The sequence below is a fragment of the Streptomyces stoeckheimensis genome (assembly GCF_045822005.1).
Classification (GTDB): Bacteria; Actinomycetota; Actinomycetes; order Streptomycetales; family Streptomycetaceae; genus Streptomyces; species Streptomyces stoeckheimensis.
The window spans coordinates 7,141,397-7,159,392 of the sequence record NZ_CP169550.1; the positions used below are offsets into that span (position 1 = coordinate 7,141,397).

Genomic DNA, 17,996 nt, shown 5'->3' on the forward strand with positions numbered 1-17,996 from the left:
GGTCAGCTGTACGGGTAGAAGCCCGAGCCGGTCTTGCGGCCGAGGCGGCCGGCGTCGACCATGCGCTGGAGCAGCGGGGGAGCCGCGTACAGGGGCTCCTTGAACTCCGCGTACATCGAGTCGGCCACCGAGGCCACCGTGTCCAGACCGATGAGGTCCGCGAGCTTCAGCGGGCCCATCGGGTGGGCGCAGCCCAGCTCCATGCCGTTGTCGATGTCCTCGCGGCTCGCGATGCCCGACTCGAACATCCGGATCGCGGACAGCAGGTACGGGATGAGGAGCGCGTTGACGACGAAGCCGGAGCGGTCCTGGGCGCGGATGGCGTGCTTGCCCAGCGCGCCCCCGACCAGGGCCTCGGCGCGCTTGATGGTCTCGTCGCTCGTCGTCAGCGCCGGGATCAGCTCGACGAGCTGCTGCACCGGGGCCGGGTTGAAGAAGTGGATGCCGATGACCTGGTCGGGACGCGAGGTCGCGACGGCCAGCTTGACCAGCGGGATCGAGGAGGTGTTGGAGGCGAGGATCGCGTCCGGGCGGGTGACCACCTGGTCGAGGACCTGGAAGATCTCCGTCTTGACCTGCTCGTTCTCGACGACCGCCTCGATGACGAGGTCGCGGTCGGCGAACTCGCCGAGATCGGTGGTGAACGACAGGCGGGCCAGGGTCGCGTCCCGCTCCTCCTCGCTGATCTTGCCGCGTTCGGCGGCCCTGGTCAGAGAGGTGTGCAGCCGGGTCCGCCCGAGTTCGAGTGCCTCGCCGGTGGTTTCGGCGACCATCACCTCGAGCCCGCTCCGGGCGAACACCTCCGCGATGCCCGCGCCCATCTGGCCACAGCCCACTACGCCGACGCGTGCGATGTCGTCTGGGAGGTCCGTCACATCGTGCCTTTCGCTGCTCTCCATCGCGGGTCCCCCGTACTCGTGCAGTGGTAACTGCGTTCCGGCGCCCGCCACGATCCCCGACGTTACCCCCGTCGTTGCCCGGCGTGTCGGGCCGGGGCGGGCATGCTGGGCGGACACGCGGCAATGTCACGGAACGGAACGGAGTCGTCACATGGCGTCCATCGGGAGGCGGGCCATCGGGGGGCGGGCCATCGGGAGGCGGGGGATGCTGGCCGGAGCGGCGGGCGTGCTGGCGGCGGTGGCGGCGGCTCCCGCGAGAGCGGTCGGGCGGTCGGAAGAGGGCGGGATCGGACGGCCGCAGCCGGGCGGGGCCGGCGGGAGGGAGCGGGCGGAGGGGGCGGGTACGCCGGCGTTCCGCGGGATGTGGGTCGCCTCCGTGCAGAACGTGGACTGGCCCTCGCAGAGCGGGCTCTCCGCGCGGGAGCAGCGCGCCGAGCTGCTGGGCCTCCTCGACACCGCCGTCGCCCGCCGCCTCAACGCGGTGATCCTCCAGGTCCGGCCGACCGCCGACGCGATGTGGCCCTCGGCGCGCGAGCCCTGGTCCCAGTGGCTCACCGGCGAGCAGGGGGTCGACCCCGGCTGGGACCCGCTCGGCACGGCGGTCGCCGAAGCGCACGCCCGCGGGCTGGAACTGCACGCCTGGTTCAACCCGTACCGGGTGGCCAACCACACCGACCGGAGCCTGCTCGTCCCCGAGCACCCGGCCAGGCGCAATCGCAGCTGGACCGTGCCCTACGGCGGCAAGCTGTACTACAACCCCGGACTGCCGGAAGTCCGCCGCTTCGTGCAGGACGCCATGCTCGACGCCGTCGCCCGCTACCCCCTGGACGGGGTGCACTGGGACGACTACTTCTACCCGTACCCCGTCGAGGGGCGGGATTTCGACGACGACGCCGCCTACGAGCAGTACGGCCGGGCCTTCGCGACCCGTGCCGACTGGCGCCGGCACAACACCGACACCCTGGTCCGCGAGATGTCCGAGCGGCTGCGGGCGCTGCGCCCCGCGACGCGCTTCGGCATCAGCCCCTTCGCCGTCTGGCGCAACTCCGACCGCGATCCGCTCGGTTCGCCGACCCAGGCGGGCGTCGGCACGTACGACGACCTGTACGCGGACACCCGCAAGTGGGTGCGCGAGGGCTGGATCGACTACATCGTGCCCCAGGCGTACTGGCAGATCGGCCACCCGGCCGCCGACTACGCCGCCATCGTCCCCTGGTGGGCGCGGACCGTCGCCGGCACCCGCGTCCAGCTCTACGTGGGGGAGGCGCTGTACCGCTGCGACGCGCAGAGCTCCACGGCCGCCTGGCGCGATCCGCGCGAGCTGTCCCGGCACCTGCGGTTCGCCGCCGGATACCCGGAGGTCCGCGGCCACGTCTACTTCTCCGCGAAGCAGGTGGACGCGGACCCCAACGGGGCGATGGCCCGAGTGGTCGCCGACCACTATCCGACGGCGGTGGCCGTGCCACCGCGCTGACCCGACCGTCTTCTAGGGGCAGCCCGTCAGTGGTCGTGGTCGGCGGGGTGCTTCACCACGCAGTCGGGGCCGGGGGACATGACGGCCTCGTGTCCGTCCGTGAAGCGGACGCGGTAGGGAGGGGTGCCGTTCTCTCCCAGGACCTGGGTGATCTCACCGACCTTGTCGTGCTGGCCCACGATCCTGCCGTGCTGAACCAGCTGGTCGCCCTCGGTCGCGCGCATGCTGACCTCCTCGGTGGCGGTCCGATCCGGTGCTAGCAGTTTAGGTCGTTCGGCCCCTTTTTGGCCCATCGGGCCGCTGAGTCACCGCGATGCAGACGAGCACCGCGCAGGCGGCGACGGGCGCGGCCGGGGACAGCTCCTCGCCGAGCAGCAGCACCGACCACAGCAGGGTCAGCAGCGGCTGCGCGAGCTGGAGCTGGCTCGCGCGGGCCGCGCCGATCTCGGCCATGCCCCGGTACCAGACGTAGAGGCCGAGGAAGGAGGAGCCGACCGCCACCCAGACCAGCCCGGCCACCCCGCGGCCGGTCAACTCGACCGGCTCGTACGCGAGCCCGAGCGCGGAGCCGGCCAGGCCGATGGGCAGGCACAGCACCAGCGCCCAGGCGATCACCTGCCAGCCGGGCAGCAGCCGGGCCAGGCGTCCGCCCTCGGTGTACCCGGCCGCGCACACCAGCAGCGCGGCGAAGAGCAAGGCGTCTCCGGCCGAGAGGGCGCCGCCGCTCTGGGCCACGGTGAAGCCGAGGACGACGACCGCTCCGGCGACGGCCGCGGCCCAGAACCGCCGCGAGGGCCGGGCTCCGGTGCGCAGCGAGGAGACGACCGCCGTGGTGAGCGGGAGCAGGCCGACCACCACGGCGGCGTGCGAGGTGGTGGAGGTCTGCAGGGCCAGGGTGGTCAGCAGGGGGAAGCCGACGACCACGCCGCCGGCGACGACCGCCAGTCCCGCCCAGTGGGCGCGGGCCGGCACCGGGACGCGCAGGGCCAGCAGGAAGGCGCCGGCCGTCAGGCCCGCCAGCAGACAGCGCAGGCCGAACAGGGACCAGGGGCCGAAGCTCTCCAGGCCCCAGGCGGTGCCGGGGAAGGTCAGCGAGAAGGCGACGACTCCGGCCGCGGCGAGGGTGGTGCCCCCGAGGGCGGGCCGACGGGCGTCGGTTCCTCGAACTGCTATCGCGTTGGGGAGAGTAGCGCTATTCTGTGCTGTCATGTACGAGCGTAGCAGTGTGGCGGAACTGGCGGAATCCCTTCGAGTCGAGCTGAACCGCTACTCGGTGGGTGGAAAGCTCCCGTCGAGCAGGGCCCTGGTCGAGCAATACCGGGTCAGTCCCGTCACCGTCTCCCGGGCCCTCGCCCAGCTCGCCGCCGAAGGCCTGGTGGTCACCCGCCCCGGAGCCGGGGTCTACCGCGCGCAGCCCCGTACGCACACCCAGGAGCTCGGCGACACCTCGTGGCAGGCCGTCGCCCTGAGCGCCGAGGACTCCGGCGAGGTGGTCCCGCGCTCCGTGGACGCCTCCGGGGTGCTGGTCACCCTGGCGGCCCCGCCCGCGGGGGTCATCCCGCTGCACAGCGGCTACCTGCACGAGGCGCTCCAGCCCGAGCGGGCCATGGCGGCGGCGCTCGCCCGGGCCGGCCGGCGGCCCGGGGTGTGGGGGCGGCCGCCCGTGGAGGGGCTGCCGGAGCTGCGGGACTGGTTCGCGCGGGAGATCGGCGGGGCGGTCGCGGCCGCGGACGTGCTGGTGACCGCGGGCGGCCAGAGCGCGCTCGCCACCGCACTGCGGGCGCTCGCCCCGCCCGGGGCGCCGATCCTCGTCGAATCCCCGACCTACCCGGGGCTGCTGGCCCTCGCGCGGGCCGCGGGCTGCCGGCCGGTACCCGTCCCGGTGGACGCGGACGGGGTCCGGCCGGAGCTGCTGGCCGCGGCCTTCGAAGCCACCGGGGCGCGGGTGTTCGTATGCCAGCCGCTGTTCCAGAACCCGACGGGGACCGTGCTGTCCGGCGAGCGGCGGGGAGAGGTCCTGCGGATCGCGCGCGCCGCCGGGGCGTTCGTGCTGGAGGACGACTACGCGCGGTCCCTGGCCCACGAGGACTCGGGCCCGCTGCCCGCGCCGCTCGCCGCCGAGGACCCGGACGGGGTGGTCGTCCACGTGCGGTCCCTGACCAAGGTCACCTCACCCAGCCTGCGCGTGGGCGCGCTGGCGGCCCGGGGCCCGGTCTTCGACCGGCTGCGGGCCATCCAGGTCGTGGACACCTTCTTCGTGCCCCGGCCGCTCCAGGAGGCCGCCCTGGAGCTGGTGGGCGCACCCGCCTGGCCGCGCCACCTCAAGACCGTGGCCGCCGAACTGCGCCACCGCCGGGACGTCCTCGCGGGGGCGCTGCGCCGCGAGCTGCCGGAGCTGGAGGTGCCCCATCCGCCGCGCGGCGGCTACCAGTTGTGGGCGCGGCCCGGCGGGGGCGGCGACGACGCGGCCTTCGTGGCGGCCGCCCTGCGGGCCGGGGTCGCGGTCGCACCGGGACGGCCGTACTTCTGCGCGGAACCGCCCGGTCCGTTCGTCCGGCTGAGCTTCGCCGGGGTGTCCGGCGCGGGCGAACTGACCGAGGCCGTCCGGCGGCTGCGGTCCGGGCTTCGTCTCGACGCTTGACCTCGTGCGACACGCGGATCACCATCGCCGCATGCATGTTCGGGTTTCGCTAGTCGCAGCAGCCCGTAGTACCTCGCTGCTCGCCGAGCGCTTCGACGACGACCGCCCCCTCGACGTGGACGGCTGGCGCGCGGTGGAATCCGCCGCGCGCGGGCTCGTACCGCTGGGCTCGGCCGAGCTCCGCTACTGTTCGCCGACCTCGCGCAGCCGGGCCACCGGGACCGCCCTCGGCTACGCCCCGATGGCGCAGCCCGCCCTGCGGGAGTGCGACATGGGGTACTGGCGCGGACTCACCCTGGCCGAGGTGGCGGCCCGGGATCCCGCGGCCGTGGACCTCTGGCTGACCGATCCGCACGCCGCGCCGCACGGCGGGGAGTCCCTGCTCGCCTTCATCGCCCGGATCGGCGGCTGGCTCGACACCCGGCCGGCCGACGACGGGGGAGCGATCGTGGCGGTGGCCGAGCCTTCGGTGGTCCGGGCGGCGCTCGTGTACGCCCTGAACGCGCCACCGCTGACCTACTGGAACGTGGACGTCCGCCCGCTGTCCACGCTCACCCTCGCCGGCCGGCCGCGGAGCTGGCACCTCTCCCTCCAGGCCCCCGTCTGAACCGGATAAACCGGTTGAGGCGCAGGTGGGAGGTGCCTAGCCTGCGGGGATGGACAAGATCACAGACATCGGCGGCGCGGGCATACGGATCACCACGCTCGCGGAGCGGCCCGAACTGGCGGCCCGGCTCTGGGACATGAAGGACTCGTGGCCCGAGTTCGCCCAGCACGACGCGCTGGCCTGGCTGCTGTACCCGCGGATGGTGGCCGAGTTCCCGGAGTACGTCCTGATCGCCACGGACGGCGACGCGGTGGTCGCCCGGGGCTTCAGCGTGCCCTTCGCGCAGCACGCGCCGGGCCGCGACGGGGTGCTCCCGGCGCAGGGCTGGGACCGGATCCTGATGTGGGCCTTCTCCGACCTGCGGCGCGGGGTCGAGCCCGACACCGTGAGCGCGATCGAGATCAGCGTCGCCGTCGACCGGCAGGGCGAGGGCCTGTCCGGCCGGATGCTCGCCGCGATGCGGGAGAACGCCCGCGCGCGCGGCTTCACCGAGGTGGTGGCGCCGGTGCGGCCCAGCGGAAAGCCGGCCGAGCCCGACACCTCGATCCACGAGTACGCGTACCGCACCCGCGAGGACGGCCTCCCGCACGACCCGTGGATACGGGTCCACGTGCGGGCGGGCGGCGTCATCGACTCGGTGGCCCCGCTGTCGATGACGATCACCGGCTCCGTCGCGCAGTGGCGGGAGTGGACCGGCCTGCCCTTCGACACGGCCGGCCCGGTCCGCGTTCCGGGCGCCCTGTCCCCGGTCCACTGCGAACCGGAGCAGGGCTTCGCGGTCTACGTGGAGCCGAACGTCTGGGTCCGGCACGCGCTCTCCTAGAGGAGCGCGATGGGGGCGGTGGCGGAGGAGGGGAGGTAGATCCCTCCGATGCCCGCGTAGGTGGCCCGGTAGCCGCGCAGGAGTTCGTCCAGCGGGATCGTCAGCCGGGCCGGGGTGTCGCAGCGGGCGGCTCCGAACTGGTCGGTGACCGCGGTGCACAGGGTCCGGCCGCCGACAGTGGTGAAGGTGACCGGTACGCCGTCCAGCCCGGCCGGGGCGTCCGCGATCCGCACGGTGGTGCTGAGGTTCTTGACCCCGAAGAGCAGCCCGTTCAGCTTCGCCGGGCCGGCCGTGGTGAGCGTGGCCACGGCGGGCCGGACCAGCTCGGGCGCCTCGCAGAGCTGGGTGCCGGGAGCGTAGACCTGCCCGGTGGGGCAGGCCACGACGGTGGCGACCCCGCCCGCGCACTGGACGTAGAACCGCTGGTCCTGCAGTCGCGGCAGCCGCCCGGTGGCGCCGCCGGCGCACGAGCCCTCGGCGGCGCTCACGGGTGCGGCCCCCACTCCCAGTGCGAGGACCGCCCCGGCGGCCAGCGCGGCGAACGAGGCGGCCCATCCCTTGCCGGCCGGACCCTTGCCGATACGTAACACCCTTGCCCCCAGCTCACTCACTGTGACGAAATGAATACGAAGTGACTATAGGGACGGCCGTGTGGCGGGCGCAACGCTCTCGGGGCATCGCCAGGGAGTGCGAATATCCGCTAGCTTGAACGCGTTCAAGTCGAGTGGGTGCGGTCGGAGGGGGCGGGCGTGGCGGGGATCCTGTCGCCCGGCCGGGGAGCGGCGGACGGCGCCGTCGGGGCGCAGGGGACGCAGGCCGCCCACCCGTGGCAGCAGCGGATCGCGCTGGTCGCGCTGATCCTCCCGGTGCCGCCCGTGGTGGAGATGCTCACCGCGGGGCTGTCGCCGTTCGTGCTGATCGCCCCGGCCCTCCTGCTCGCGGCGCCCGCGGCCCTGCGCGCGCACCGGGTCCGGTTCATGACCGCGTGCGTGACCCTCGCGGTCGTGCTGCTCGGGTGGTCGCTCTTCGGCTTCCTGGAGGGGGCGTGGGTCTTCCTGCCCTCGTCGCTGCTCCTGCTGTGCGCGAACTTCGCCGACCCGCGCGCGTACGCGACCCCGGCGGCCGTCTTCAGCTTCGCCGCCGTGGCCATCGCGGTACTGCCCGCGATCAGCTCGCTGACGGCCCTCGTCCACCTGCTCGGCGGCTGAGCCGAGCCGAGCAGGCGATCGTGCCCCAGGGCCCCAGGGCCCCAAGGCCTAGCGGCCCCGGGGCTTTCCGCGCTTGCCGGTGGACTTGGCCGTGGCCTTGCCGCCCTTGGGGGCCCCGGACCGCGGGTTCCTGGCGGCTGGCTTGCCTCCCGTGCGGGGAGCCGGCTTCCGCGCCGGCTTCGCCTTCTTCTGCTCGGGCTCGGGCTGGGTGCGGCCGCGTCCGCGCGAGCTGTTGACGGTCCGCCCGCGCACGATCCCGATGAACTCCTCGACCAGGTCGGGAGTCTCCTCCGCCTCGGGCCACGACAGCGCGACGCGCGACTCGGGAGCGTCCAGCAGGGTCCGGTACGTGAGGTCCTTGCGGTGGTGCAGCCGCGCGAGCGACTGGGGCACGACCAGCACCCCGATGCCCGCGGCCACCAATTCGATCGCGTCGGCCGTGGTCTCCGGGCGCTGGAGCGCCGCCTTGCCCGGCAGCTGCTCCCACTCGAGGGTGTCGTCCAGCGGGTGGAGCACGATGTCGTCGGCCAGGTCCGCGATCGACAGCTCCTCGGCCGCGGCCATGAGGTGGTCCTTGGGGATCACGACGACCGTGGTCTCGGTGTAGAGCGGGATCGCGCTGAGGTCCGTACGGTCGATCGGCAGCCGGACGAACCCGGCGTCGGCGCCGCCGCCGCGCAGCAGGGCGGGGGCTTCGGCCGGAGTGACCTGGACGAGGGTCAGCGGAACGTCGGGCAGACGCTCCTTCCAGATCCGGACCCACTTCGTGGGAGTCACCCCGGGGACGTATGCGAGCTGGAACGACGGGGGTGTCCGGGAGTCTGTCACCCGGCCAGATTACCGGCCGTGGTCGGAGGTGGCGCACATGCTCGATACCCTTGACCTCATGACGTCGCACCAGACCACCCAGACCATGAAGCCCGCTACTGCGGCGAAGAAGCTGGGTGTGTACCTCGAGGCCACCCCCGCAGAGTTCCAGGAGGGTGTCGTCTCGCGCACCGAGCTGACCGCCCTCCAGGCCGAGCCGCCGCAGTGGCTGCAGGACCTCCGGGCCAACGGCCCGCACCCCCGTCCGGTGGTCGCGTCGAAGCTCGGCATCTCGATCGCCGGTCTGGCGCGCGGCGGTGTCACCGAGCCGCTCACCACGGAGCAGATCGAGGCCCTGAAGCAGGAGATGCCGGAGTGGCTCGCGAAGGAGCGCGCCACCCAGGCCGACGTCCGCAAGGAGACCGTCCGCATCAAGCAGATGCAGGCGGAGAAGGCCGCGAAGGCCGCCGAGAAGACCGGGAAGTAGTCGCTCCTCGGCGCGGCCCCCTCGGCGCCCCCCGTGGCCCCTCCGGGCCCGCACCGGCCGTGAGATGCTGGTCCGCGTGACGATCGAGGACTTGGTCCGGCTGCGGCGGGCCCGGGACGTGATGGACCGCGACTACGCCGAGCCGCTGGACGTACCGGCGCTGGCGTCCGTCGCCCTCATGTCGCCCGGGCACTTCTCCCGCAGCTTCCGGGCGGCCTTCGGGGAGACCCCGTACAGCTACCTGATGACCCGCCGCGTCGAGCGGGCCAAGGCGCTGCTGCGCCGGGGCGACCTGAGCGTGACCGAGGTCTGCTTCGCGGTCGGATGCACCTCGCTGGGGTCGTTCAGCTCGCGCTTCACGGAGCTGGTCGGCGAGACCCCCAGCGCCTACCGGGCCCGCCGGCACGAGGCCGGCGCCGCCATCCCGGCGTGTGTCGCCAAGGTCTTCACCCGGCCCGTACGGAACTCCGCGGGCAATAGGGGAGCGGGATCCGCGGCCGCGTCGTAGCGTCGGGGCATGACCATCAAGCTCTCGCAGTGCTTCATCGCCGTCGACGACCACGACAAGGCGCTCGCCTTCTACCGTGACGCCCTCGGCATGGAAGTGCGCAACGACGTCGCCTTCGAGGGGATGCGCTGGGTGACCGTCGGCTCGCCCGAGCAGCCCGACGTGGAGATCGTCCTCGAACCGCCGCTCGCCGACCCCGGCGCCTCGCCGGCCGACCGGAAGGCGATGGCGGAACTACTGGCCAAGGGCGTGCTCCGCGGGGTGATCTTCGCGACGGACGACGTGGACGCCACCTTCGAACGCATCCGGGCCGCCGGCGCCGAGGTGCTCCAGGAGCCCGTCGACCAGCCGTACGGGGTCCGCGACTGCGCCTTCCGTGATCCGTCCGGCAACATGCTCCGCTTCAACCAGCCCCGCACCGGCTGACCCCCGCTCCCGCGGACCCTCACCCGGCGGCGGCCCACCCCGGGACCGTCGGCAGCACCTTCTCGGCGACGCGCAGCACGACCGCGTCGTCGGGCACTGTGCCGTCGGAGCGCCACAGGGTCAGCTCGTAGGAGCCGCCGCCGTCCTCCGGGCCCCGGGCCACCACGAGGGAACGGGTCGGGACACCGGAGCCGGTGCTGGCATCGCTGCCGTCGAGGTTGAAGCTGATGGTGATGGTGCGGTCCGAGTAGTAGGCGGCCGGGTGCCCCAGGACGGTCAGCGGCAGCGTGCCGTCCCCGAGGAACTCGGCCACGGTGGCGACCTTCAGCCCGTCGTACGAGGCCCTCAGGCTCACGGTGTAGGTCTCGAACTCGACCTTGCCCGAGGGGGTGTGGATCTCCTCGTCGCTGCCGACGGGCTTGAAGGTCCTGCTACCGCCGTTCGCGTTCTTCACGGCCTCCCCGGGAGTACCCAACAGGTCCGCGAGGTCCGGACGGTGCAGCGCCTCGCACAGCTGGGCCCCGGAAACGTGCCCCGCCTCGACCGGGGTCTGTGCGGGCGTCTTCTCGGGCTCCCCGTGCGAGCAGGTGACGGGCTTCGGCTCCCCGCTCGAATTCACCGATTCCTCGCTCACCCAGAGGGCGATTCCCATGGCCCCGAACAGCGCCACGGCCGCGAGGCCCTGGCGTATCGCGGCGCCCTTGGTGATCGTCAGCCCGTCTTCGCTCATGTCCCCCACCTGCTGTGATCCCCCGATACATGCCCCGGGAACGTAACCCGTGATCATCGGACGGACAAGCGAGTAACACTGGGGGAGTAAGGCCAGGTGACTGCTTTGCATAAACGTGCGGTCGTACGTATAGTCATGCCATCGAGGAGGAGGGTCCGATGGTGGTACGTGTAGCGGTGGCCGGTGCGAGCGGATACGCGGGCGGTGAGGTGCTGCGCCTGCTGCTGGCCCACCCCGAGGTCGAGATCGGCGCGCTGACCGCCAACTCCAACGCCGGGCAGCCGCTCGGTGCGCTCCAGCCGCACCTGGTGCCGCTGGCCGGACGCGTTCTGGAGGCGACCACGCCCGAGGTGCTCTCGGGTCATGATGTCGTCTTTCTGGCCCTGCCGCACGGGCAGTCCGCCGCCGTGGCCGCCCAGCTCGGCGAAGAGGTCCTCGTCGTCGACATGGGCGCCGACCACCGGCTCCAGGACTCCGCCGACTGGGACAAGTTCTACGGCGCCCCGCACGCCGGGACCTGGCCCTACGGTCTTCCCGAGCTGCCGGGCGCCCGCGCCGTCCTGGCCGGCTCCAAGCGCATCGCCGTCCCCGGCTGCTACCCGACCGCCGTCTCGCTCGCGCTGTTCCCGGCCTACGCCGCGCAGCTCGCCGAGCCCGAGGCCGTGATCGTCGCCGCCTCCGGCACCTCCGGCGCCGGCAAGGCGCTCAAGCCGAACCTGCTGGGCTCCGAGGTCATGGGCTCCATGAGCCCGTACGGGGTCGGCGGCGGCCACCGCCACACGCCCGAGATGGTGCAGAACCTCAGCCCCGTGGCCGGCCAGCGGGTGTCCGTCTCCTTCACGCCCACGCTGGCGCCGATGCCCCGCGGCATCCTGGCCACCTGCTCCGCCAAGGCGCTGCCGGGCACCACGGCCGACGCGGTCCGTGCCGCGTACGAGAAGGCGTACGCGGACGAGCCCTTCGTGCACCTGCTGCCCGAGGGCCAGTGGCCGGCGACGGCGTCCGTCTACGGTTCCAACGCCGTTCAGATCCAGGTCGCGTACGACGAGGCCGCGCAGCGGATCATCGCGATCAGCGCCATCGACAACCTGACCAAGGGCACCGCCGGCGGCGCGGTCCAGAGCATGAACATCGCCCTGGGGCTCCACGAGAGCCTGGGTCTTTCCACGATCGGAGTCGCACCGTGACGGTCACGGCAGCACAGGGGTTCACCGCGGCGGGCATCGCCGCCGGAATCAAGGCGAACGGCAATCCCGACCTGGCCCTCGTGGTCAACAACGGGCCGCGCCTGGCCGCGGCCGGCGTCTTCACCTCCAACCGGGTCAAGGCCGCGCCCGTCCACTGGTCCGAGCAGGTCCTGCGCGGCGGCACGGTCAGCGCGGTCGTCCTCAACTCCGGCGGCGCCAACGCCTGCACCGGCCCCAAGGGGTTCCAGGACACCCACGCCACCGCGGAGAAGGTCGCCGCCACTCTCAACGGACACGGTCTCGGCGGCGACGTCAACGCCGGCGAGGTCGCCGTGGCGTCCACCGGCCTGATCGGCGTCCTGCTCCCCATGGACAAGCTGCTGCCCGGCATCGAGACCGCGGCCGCCGCGCTCTCCGCCGACGGCGGCGAGGCCGCGGCCATCGCCATCAAGACCACCGACACCGTGCACAAGACGGCCACGGTGAGCCAGGACGGCTGGACCGTCGGCGGCATGGCCAAGGGCGCCGGCATGCTCGCCCCGGGCCTGGCCACCATGCTCGTCGTCCTCACCACCGACGCCGACCTGGACAGCGCCACCCTCGACAAGGCGCTGCGCGCCGCGACCCGCACCACCTTCGACCGGGTCGACTCCGACGGCTGCATGTCCACCAACGACACGGTGCTGCTGCTCGCCTCCGGCGCGTCCGGCCAGGTGCCGGCGTACGAGGCGTTCGCGGAGGCCGTGCGCACGGTCTGCGACGACCTGGCCCGCCAGCTGATCGGCGACGCCGAAGGCGCCAGCAAGGACATCCGCATCGAGGTCATCGGCGCGGCCACCGAGGAGGACGCGGTCGAGGTCGGCCGGTCCATCGCCCGGAACAACCTGCTCAAGTGCGCCATCCACGGCGAGGACCCGAACTGGGGCCGCGTCCTGTCCGCGATCGGCACCACGCAGGCCGCCTTCGACCCGGACCGGCTGAACGTCGCCATCAACGACGTCTGGGTCTGCAAGAACGGCTCGGTCGGCGAGGACCGCGACCTGGTGAGCATGAAGGGCCGCGAGGTCCGCATCACCGCGGACCTGTCCACCGGTTCGCAGTCCGCGGTCATCTGGGCCAACGACCTGACCGCCGAGTACGTCCACGAGAACAGCGCGTACTCCTCATGAGCACTGCACGCAGGCACACCGCCCTGCCCAAGGCCGAGATCCTCATCGAGGCCCTGCCCTGGCTGACCCGGCACAACGGCAAGGTCGTCGTCATCAAGTTCGGCGGCAACGCCATGATCGACGAGGACCTGAAGGCGGCCTTCGCGCAGGACGTCGTCTTCCTGCGCCAGGCCGGTCTGAAGCCGGTCGTCGTCCACGGCGGCGGCCCGCAGATCAACGCCCAGCTCGACAAGCAGGGCCTGGTCAGCGAGTTCAAGGCGGGTCTGCGCGTCACCACGCCCGAGGCGATGGACGTCGTACGGATGGTCCTGGCCGGGCAGGTCCAGCGCGAGCTGGTCGGGCTGCTCAACCAGCACGGGCCGCTGGCCGTCGGCATGACCGGCGAGGACGCGCACACCATCACCGCCACCAAGCACCTGCCCGAGATCGACGGCGAGAGCGTGGACATCGGGCGGGTCGGCGAGATCACCGCCATCGACACCGGCGCGATCGAAGCGCTGCTGGCGGACGGCCGGATCCCGGTCATCTCCTCCATCGCGCGCAGCGCCGACGACCACCACGTGTACAACGTGAACGCGGACACGGCCGCCGCGGCGCTCGCCGCCGCGCTCGGCGCCGAGACGCTGATGGTCCTCACCGACGTGGAGGGGCTCTACGCGGACTGGCCCAACAGCGACGAGGTCATCAGCAGGCTCACCGTCAGCCAGCTGGAGAAGCTGCTGCCCGAGCTGTCCAGCGGCATGGTCCCGAAGATGGAGGGCTGTCTGCACGCCGTCCGCAACGGGGTGACCACCGCGCGGGTGATCGACGGGCGGGTCCAGCACTCGATCCTGCTGGAGATCTTCACGGACGAGGGAATCGGCACGATGGTCGTGCCCGACGGCCAGGGACTCGACGCACAGGAAGTCCAGACGCAGGCAGTCCAGACGCAGGAAGTCCAGACACAGGGAGGGGACCCCGCATGACCGGCAACCAGGAGTTCGCCGCCCGCTGGCAGGGCGCGCTGACCAACAACTACGGCACCCCCGCGCTGGCGCTCGTACGCGGCGAAGGAGCGCAGGTCTGGGACGCGGACGGCAAGCAGTACACCGACTTCGTCGGCGGCATCGCGGTCAACGCCCTCGGCCACGCGCACCCGGCCATCGTCACCGCCGTGACCGAGCAGATCTCCACCCTGGGCCACGTGTCCAACCTCTACGCCTCCGAGCCGGTCCTCGCGCTCGGCGAGCGGCTGCTCCAGCTCTTCGGCCGCCCCGGCAAGGTCTTCTTCTGCAACTCCGGTGCCGAGGCCGTCGAGGCCGCCTTCAAGATCGGCCGGCTCACCGGGCGGACCCACATGGTGTCCACCTCCGGAGGCTTCCACGGCCGCACCATGGGCGCCCTCGCACTCACCGGCCAGCCCGCGAAGCAGGGCCCCTTCCTGCCGCTGCCCGGCGATGTCACGCACGTCCCGTACGGCGATGTGGAGGCCCTGCGGGCCGCCGTCACCGAAGAGACCGCGTTCGTGATCATCGAGCCGATCCAGGGCGAGAACGGCGTGGTCGTTCCCCCGGCCGGATATCTGACGGCCGCCCGTGAGATCACCCGGGCCACCGGCACCCTGCTCGTCCTCGACGAGGTGCAGACCGGCATCGGGCGCTGCGGCCAGTGGTTCGAGCACCAGGCCCACGAGGGCGTGGAGCCCGACATCGTCACGCTCGCGAAGGGTCTCGGCGGCGGTCTGCCGATCGGCGCCGTCGCCGCCTTCGGCCCCGTGGCCGACCTGCTCCAGCCCGGCCAGCACGGCACCACCTTCGGCGGCAACCCGATCGCTTGCGCCGCGGGCCTCGCGGTGATCGACACCATCGCCTCCGACGGACTCCTCGACCAAGTCAAGGAGCGCGGCGAGCGCCTGCGGGGCGGAATCGAAGGATTCGCACACCCGCTCGTCTCGCACGTCCGCGGCGCGGGCCTCCTGCTGGGTATCGTGCTGACCGAGCCGCTCGCACCGCAGGTGCAGCGCGCGGCTCAGGACGCCGGCTTCCTGGTCAACGCGCCCGCCCCCGACGTCGTACGGCTCATGCCCCCGTACGTGCTCTCCGAGGCCGAGGTGGACGTGTTCCTCCAGGCCCTGCCCGGCGTGCTGGACGCAGCGAAGTCCGCCGCGGACGTGGACGGATGATCAATCGGGGAATGGGACGACGATGAGCCAGGCGCAGGAACACGAGCAGAACGGCGGCCAGTCCGTTCCGCAGACCCGCACCGCCCGCCACCGCCGGATCGTGGACATCCTCAACCGGCAGCCGGTCCGCTCCCAGAGCCAGCTGGCCAAGCTGCTCGCCGACGACGGGCTGAGCGTCACCCAGGCGACGCTCAGCCGCGACCTCGACGAGCTCGGCGCGGTGAAGATCCGCAACACCGGCGGCGAGCTGATCTACGCGGTTCCCAGCGAGGGCGGTTTCCGCACCCCGCAGGCGCCGCTCGGCGAGTCGGCGAAGGAGGAGCGCATGCGGCGCCTCTCCGGCGAACTGCTGATCTCGGCGGAGGCCTCCGCGAACCTCGTGGTCCTGCGCACCCCGCCGGGTGCGGCCCAGTTCCTCGCCTCCGCGATCGACCAGGCCGAACTCCAGGCCATCCTCGGGACGATCGCGGGCGACGACACCCTGATGCTGATCAGCCGCGACCCGGCGGGCGGCCAGGCCCTCGCCGACCACCTGCTGAGGCTGGCGCAGAAGGAGGGCTGAGCCCCCGCGGCTCCGTCCGGTCCGTGGCGCCGGAAAACCCTTCCCGGGTCCGGCGCCCGCGGCCGTAGCCTCAGGACGTGCTCCAAGTCGTCCTCGCCGCATCGGTGTTCGCCGCGGCCCTCGCCGTCTACGGGACCATCGGCCTGCGGTGGCGGCGCCGGGCCCGGCTGTGGCGAGCCTTCCTCGGGCGGGTCGCCACGCTGGAGTTCGAGCCGTACCACGCCGCCGCACTGAAGAACGAGGAGTCCGGGGCGGCGGCCGCCGAGCTGCTCCGGGGCGGCCGGCTCGACATCGACGCGGAAGGGGCGGTGCTCCTGACGGAGGCGGGCCGCGGCCCCGGTCCGATACCCGCCCACCCGGTGCCCGCCGGTCTGCTGGAGGCCTTGCGCCGCCATGATCCCGAGCCGGTGTCGATCGGCTGGATCGAGCGCCACGACGCGGAGTACGCGACCGTGCGCTTCGCCCACCGCGAGGAGCGGGAGGCCCTGCTGCCCGTGCGCCCGCGGCAGCCCGTCGTCGAAGAGGGCAGCTTCCGGGCCTGCTGCGGTTGTGTGGGAGTGGTCCTGCTGGTGACGTGCTGGATCGCCGCGGCCGAACTGCTGGTGGTGTCCAGCCCGCACGGTGTCCTGGAATGGGTCGCCTCGGGCGTGACCGCCCTCGGCCTGGGTCTGCTCTGGTACGCCGGCGGCGCCGCCAAGGCGGTCCGCGCCCGTACGGAGTCCGGTGACCCCCTGTGGGACCGCATCCACGCCGAACGGCACCCCGCCGTCGAGGGCCTGGACGAGCGGCAGCGGCTCCACCTGGTCAGGAGCCTCGATGACCGCGGCAGGTGGCGCGGCATCGACCGGGCCGTCGGCGACGACGGTGCCGGCACGGACGGCGACGACACGGACGGCGACGACACGGACGACGACGGCTGGTGGGACGACGACTGGTCGGCGGACGCCTACCACTTCCGGGCCTCCGACGCGTCCGCCGAAGAGTCCGGGCCCGGGGCCCCTCCCGGTACCGGTCCTAGTACCGGGTGACGGCCAGGTCGCCGGACTCCGTGCCGATCGCGATGTGCGGCTGCCTGCGCGGGTCCGCCCAGCGCAGCACCGCGCGCATCGCGTACTCGGGGACCGAGACGCAGCCGGCCGTCGCGCCCTTGCCGTTCACGTGCAGGAAGATGCCCGCGCCCCGGCCCCGTACCGGGCGCTCGTAGTTGAAGGCGATGACCAGCGCGTGCGCGTACTGCGTCGTGTACGTGGTCAGGTGCTCCGCCTCGCCGGGCGCGCAGTCCGCGGGCAGTGGCTCCACCCAGCGGTTGTAGCTCTCCGAGGCATTGTCCTGGCACCACCAGGAGTCGGGGGCCACCCGCCGGTAGCGGTACGCCGTACCGGCAGGGGCGTGCGCGATCCCGAAGGCGTAGGGCAGCGCGTACAGGCCGGCCGGGGTGGTGTTCGTGCCCTGGGTCCGGGTGGCGCCCTCGGTCAGCCCGTTCGCGCCGAAGCGGGCGGGCGCGCTCCCCACCGCGTGCCAGCGCCCCGCCCACCGGTCCCACCAGGTCAGGCGCCCGGTCGTGGAGCCGGGGGCCGGAGCCACGGCGGTGATCAGCTGGCTGCCGCCGCCGGTGTCGGCGAGCCGGGAGGGCAGCGGCGGCAGGCCGCCGTCGGGGCGGCCCTGTACCAGCAGGCTGGTGACGATCAGTGAGGCGGCGAGGAACGCGGTACGCAGCACATGTCAGACGGTACGGGGCGGAAGGGGCAGCGGCAGCGCAGGCAGGCCGTCGACGCTCACTCCGATGAACTCCTTCTTCTCGCAGTAGGCGTTGAACTCCTCGTCCGTCTTGCGGCCGAAGTACTCCGCGTGGAGCGTGCGCTCGCCCTGGTACTCCATGAAGGGGATGGCGTACCCGCACACGTCCGCGATCCGGCGGGCCTTGACGAGGATGACCGCGCGCGCCGCGGGCCCGTCGGCCTCCCCGAACAGCTCGACGAGCCCGTCCCAGCGCGGGTCGTCGCGGAAGACGGCCTCGCCGTCGCCGTGGATGCGCACGATGTTCGGCGGTCCGCTGAACGCGCACCACATCAGCGTGATGCGGCCGTTCTCGCGGACGTGCGCGATGGTCTCGGCGCCGCTGCCGCCGAAGTCCAGGTAGGCGAGGGTCTGTTCGTCGATGACGACGAGCGTGCCGGCGCGGCCCTTGGGGGAGAGGTTGATGTGTCCGTCGCCGGACAGCGGGGCGGTGGCGGTGAAGAAGATCGGCTGTTCTTCGATGAAGGTGCGGAGCCTGCCGTCAATGCGGTCGTAGAGCTTTCCCATGAT

General features: G+C 72.7%; 22 protein-coding genes. 14 read left to right on the forward strand and 8 right to left on the reverse strand.

Translation table 11 applies throughout. The features are described 5' to 3' along the window. Positions 1–2: 2 nt before the first annotated feature. A complete protein-coding gene (locus tag ACE1OC_RS32340) occupies positions 3–899 on the reverse strand; it encodes a 3-hydroxybutyryl-CoA dehydrogenase (RefSeq protein ID WP_327251867.1) in 897 nt (298 codons plus the stop codon). Between the two features lie 151 nt (positions 900–1,050). On the opposite strand from ACE1OC_RS32340, the gene ACE1OC_RS32345 reads away from it, so the two are divergent. Beyond that, positions 1,051–2,373, forward strand: coding sequence for a glycoside hydrolase family 10 protein (locus tag ACE1OC_RS32345; RefSeq protein WP_407839963.1), 1,323 nt, complete (start codon positions 1,051–1,053; stop codon positions 2,371–2,373). 26 nt (positions 2,374–2,399) lie between these two features. Here ACE1OC_RS32345 and ACE1OC_RS32350 read toward each other — a convergent pair whose 3' ends face one another. Next, on the reverse strand, positions 2,400–2,597 hold the full coding sequence (locus ACE1OC_RS32350; protein ID WP_250744647.1) for a DUF1918 domain-containing protein: 198 nt from the start codon (positions 2,595–2,597) through the stop codon (positions 2,400–2,402). Positions 2,598–2,637: 40 nt separating this feature from the next. Continuing rightward, positions 2,638–3,582, reverse strand: a complete 945-nt coding sequence (locus ACE1OC_RS32355) for a DMT family transporter (RefSeq protein WP_407839964.1) — start codon at positions 3,580–3,582, stop codon at positions 2,638–2,640. Between ACE1OC_RS32355 and ACE1OC_RS32360 the strand changes: the two genes are divergently transcribed. From ACE1OC_RS32360 to ACE1OC_RS32370, 3 genes are read left to right on the forward strand one after another with little or no spacing between them, the layout of a single operon-like run. Continuing rightward, entirely contained in the window at positions 3,581–5,014 is a 1,434-nt protein-coding gene (locus tag ACE1OC_RS32360) for a PLP-dependent aminotransferase family protein (protein ID WP_407839965.1), read from the forward strand. The genes ACE1OC_RS32355 and ACE1OC_RS32360 overlap by 2 nt on opposite strands. Positions 5,015–5,045: 31 nt before the next feature. Continuing rightward, positions 5,046–5,621: a histidine phosphatase family protein gene (locus ACE1OC_RS32365; RefSeq protein WP_382974388.1), complete on the forward strand. Its 576-nt coding sequence runs from the start codon at positions 5,046–5,048 to the stop codon at positions 5,619–5,621. Positions 5,622–5,670: 49 nt separating this feature from the next. Then, complete coding sequence (locus tag ACE1OC_RS32370) at positions 5,671–6,444, forward strand: N-acetyltransferase (RefSeq protein ID WP_407839966.1); 774 nt, start codon at positions 5,671–5,673, stop codon at positions 6,442–6,444. Here the strand turns inward: ACE1OC_RS32370 and ACE1OC_RS32375 are convergent. Continuing rightward, on the reverse strand, positions 6,441–7,034 hold the full coding sequence (locus ACE1OC_RS32375) for a carbohydrate-binding module family 14 protein (RefSeq protein ID WP_351439961.1): 594 nt from the start codon (positions 7,032–7,034) through the stop codon (positions 6,441–6,443). The two genes, ACE1OC_RS32370 and ACE1OC_RS32375, sit on opposite strands and share 4 nt — an antisense overlap. A gap of 159 nt (positions 7,035–7,193) precedes the next feature. Between ACE1OC_RS32375 and ACE1OC_RS32380 the strand changes: the two genes are divergently transcribed. Next, positions 7,194–7,652: a hypothetical protein gene (locus tag ACE1OC_RS32380; protein ID WP_407839967.1), complete on the forward strand. Its 459-nt coding sequence runs from the start codon at positions 7,194–7,196 to the stop codon at positions 7,650–7,652. 48 nt (positions 7,653–7,700) lie between these two features. On the opposite strand, the gene ACE1OC_RS32385 is transcribed toward ACE1OC_RS32380, so the two are convergent. Continuing rightward, a complete protein-coding gene (locus ACE1OC_RS32385; RefSeq protein ID WP_407839968.1) occupies positions 7,701–8,480 on the reverse strand; it encodes a LysR family substrate-binding domain-containing protein in 780 nt (259 codons plus the stop codon). Positions 8,481–8,517: 37 nt separating this feature from the next. Here ACE1OC_RS32385 and ACE1OC_RS32390 point away from each other — a divergent pair, with 37 nt between their 5' ends. From ACE1OC_RS32390 to ACE1OC_RS32400, 3 genes are all read left to right on the forward strand, one after another. Next, positions 8,518–8,946 (forward strand): DUF5997 family protein, encoded by a 429-nt coding sequence (locus ACE1OC_RS32390; RefSeq protein WP_407839969.1) that lies wholly within the window; start codon positions 8,518–8,520, stop codon positions 8,944–8,946. A gap of 76 nt (positions 8,947–9,022) precedes the next feature. Continuing rightward, positions 9,023–9,454 (forward strand): helix-turn-helix domain-containing protein, encoded by a 432-nt coding sequence (locus ACE1OC_RS32395; protein ID WP_250744656.1) that lies wholly within the window; start codon positions 9,023–9,025, stop codon positions 9,452–9,454. Between the two features lie 9 nt (positions 9,455–9,463). Further along, positions 9,464–9,880, forward strand: a complete 417-nt coding sequence (locus ACE1OC_RS32400) for a VOC family protein (RefSeq protein ID WP_407839970.1) — start codon at positions 9,464–9,466, stop codon at positions 9,878–9,880. A gap of 19 nt (positions 9,881–9,899) precedes the next feature. Here ACE1OC_RS32400 and ACE1OC_RS32405 read toward each other — a convergent pair whose 3' ends face one another. Further along, positions 9,900–10,610, reverse strand: coding sequence for a DUF6215 domain-containing protein (locus tag ACE1OC_RS32405; RefSeq protein WP_407839971.1), 711 nt, complete (start codon positions 10,608–10,610; stop codon positions 9,900–9,902). 158 nt (positions 10,611–10,768) lie between these two features. On the opposite strand from ACE1OC_RS32405, the gene argC reads away from it, so the two are divergent. The 6 genes from argC (at position 10,769) to ACE1OC_RS32435 (ending at position 16,717) form a co-directional block, all read left to right on the forward strand. Then, a complete protein-coding gene (gene argC / locus ACE1OC_RS32410) occupies positions 10,769–11,797 on the forward strand; it encodes an N-acetyl-gamma-glutamyl-phosphate reductase (protein ID WP_407839972.1) in 1,029 nt (342 codons plus the stop codon). Continuing rightward, positions 11,794–12,966 carry a bifunctional glutamate N-acetyltransferase/amino-acid acetyltransferase ArgJ gene (gene argJ / locus ACE1OC_RS32415; RefSeq protein WP_407839973.1) on the forward strand — a complete coding sequence of 391 codons (1,173 nt, stop codon included), beginning with the start codon at positions 11,794–11,796 and terminating at the stop codon, positions 12,964–12,966. Before argC ends, argJ begins: the two co-directional genes overlap by 4 nt. Further along, a complete protein-coding gene (gene argB / locus ACE1OC_RS32420; RefSeq protein ID WP_407839974.1) occupies positions 12,963–13,931 on the forward strand; it encodes an acetylglutamate kinase in 969 nt (322 codons plus the stop codon). Before argJ ends, argB begins: the two co-directional genes overlap by 4 nt. After that, a complete protein-coding gene (locus ACE1OC_RS32425; protein ID WP_407839975.1) occupies positions 13,928–15,127 on the forward strand; it encodes an acetylornithine transaminase in 1,200 nt (399 codons plus the stop codon). Before argB ends, ACE1OC_RS32425 begins: the two co-directional genes overlap by 4 nt. Before the next feature lie 22 nt (positions 15,128–15,149). Then, complete coding sequence (locus ACE1OC_RS32430; RefSeq protein WP_407839976.1) at positions 15,150–15,689, forward strand: arginine repressor; 540 nt, start codon at positions 15,150–15,152, stop codon at positions 15,687–15,689. 77 nt (positions 15,690–15,766) lie between these two features. Then, complete coding sequence (locus ACE1OC_RS32435) at positions 15,767–16,717, forward strand: hypothetical protein (protein ID WP_407839977.1); 951 nt, start codon at positions 15,767–15,769, stop codon at positions 16,715–16,717. On the opposite strand, the gene ACE1OC_RS32440 is transcribed toward ACE1OC_RS32435, so the two are convergent. Then, entirely contained in the window at positions 16,704–17,405 is a 702-nt protein-coding gene (locus tag ACE1OC_RS32440; protein ID WP_407841750.1) for a L,D-transpeptidase family protein, read from the reverse strand. The two genes, ACE1OC_RS32435 and ACE1OC_RS32440, sit on opposite strands and share 14 nt — an antisense overlap. A 6-nt stretch (positions 17,406–17,411) precedes the next feature. After that, positions 17,412–17,993, reverse strand: coding sequence for a pyridoxamine 5'-phosphate oxidase family protein (locus tag ACE1OC_RS32445; protein ID WP_250744665.1), 582 nt, complete (start codon positions 17,991–17,993; stop codon positions 17,412–17,414). Between the last annotated feature and the right edge of the window lie 3 nt (positions 17,994–17,996).

Coding starts and splice junctions, on each gene's coding strand:
- ACE1OC_RS32340 (WP_327251867.1), bottom strand. CDS start 899: ATGGAGAGCAGCGAAAGGCACGATGTGACGGACCTCCCAGACGACATC.
- ACE1OC_RS32345 (WP_407839963.1), top strand. CDS start 1,051: ATGGCGTCCATCGGGAGGCGGGCCATCGGGGGGCGGGCCATCGGGAGG.
- ACE1OC_RS32350 (WP_250744647.1), bottom strand. CDS start 2,597: ATGCGCGCGACCGAGGGCGACCAGCTGGTTCAGCACGGCAGGATCGTG.
- ACE1OC_RS32360 (WP_407839965.1), top strand. CDS start 3,581: ATGTACGAGCGTAGCAGTGTGGCGGAACTGGCGGAATCCCTTCGAGTC.
- ACE1OC_RS32355 (WP_407839964.1), bottom strand. CDS start 3,582: ATGACAGCACAGAATAGCGCTACTCTCCCCAACGCGATAGCAGTTCGA.
- ACE1OC_RS32365 (WP_382974388.1), top strand. CDS start 5,046: ATGCATGTTCGGGTTTCGCTAGTCGCAGCAGCCCGTAGTACCTCGCTG.
- ACE1OC_RS32370 (WP_407839966.1), top strand. CDS start 5,671: ATGGACAAGATCACAGACATCGGCGGCGCGGGCATACGGATCACCACG.
- ACE1OC_RS32390 (WP_407839969.1), top strand. CDS start 8,518: ATGCTCGATACCCTTGACCTCATGACGTCGCACCAGACCACCCAGACC.
- ACE1OC_RS32400 (WP_407839970.1), top strand. CDS start 9,464: ATGACCATCAAGCTCTCGCAGTGCTTCATCGCCGTCGACGACCACGAC.
- ACE1OC_RS32405 (WP_407839971.1), bottom strand. CDS start 10,610: ATGAGCGAAGACGGGCTGACGATCACCAAGGGCGCCGCGATACGCCAG.
- argC (WP_407839972.1), top strand. CDS start 10,769: ATGGTGGTACGTGTAGCGGTGGCCGGTGCGAGCGGATACGCGGGCGGT.
- argB (WP_407839974.1), top strand. CDS start 12,963: ATGAGCACTGCACGCAGGCACACCGCCCTGCCCAAGGCCGAGATCCTC.
- ACE1OC_RS32425 (WP_407839975.1), top strand. CDS start 13,928: ATGACCGGCAACCAGGAGTTCGCCGCCCGCTGGCAGGGCGCGCTGACC.
- ACE1OC_RS32430 (WP_407839976.1), top strand. CDS start 15,150: ATGAGCCAGGCGCAGGAACACGAGCAGAACGGCGGCCAGTCCGTTCCG.
- ACE1OC_RS32445 (WP_250744665.1), bottom strand. CDS start 17,993: ATGGGAAAGCTCTACGACCGCATTGACGGCAGGCTCCGCACCTTCATC.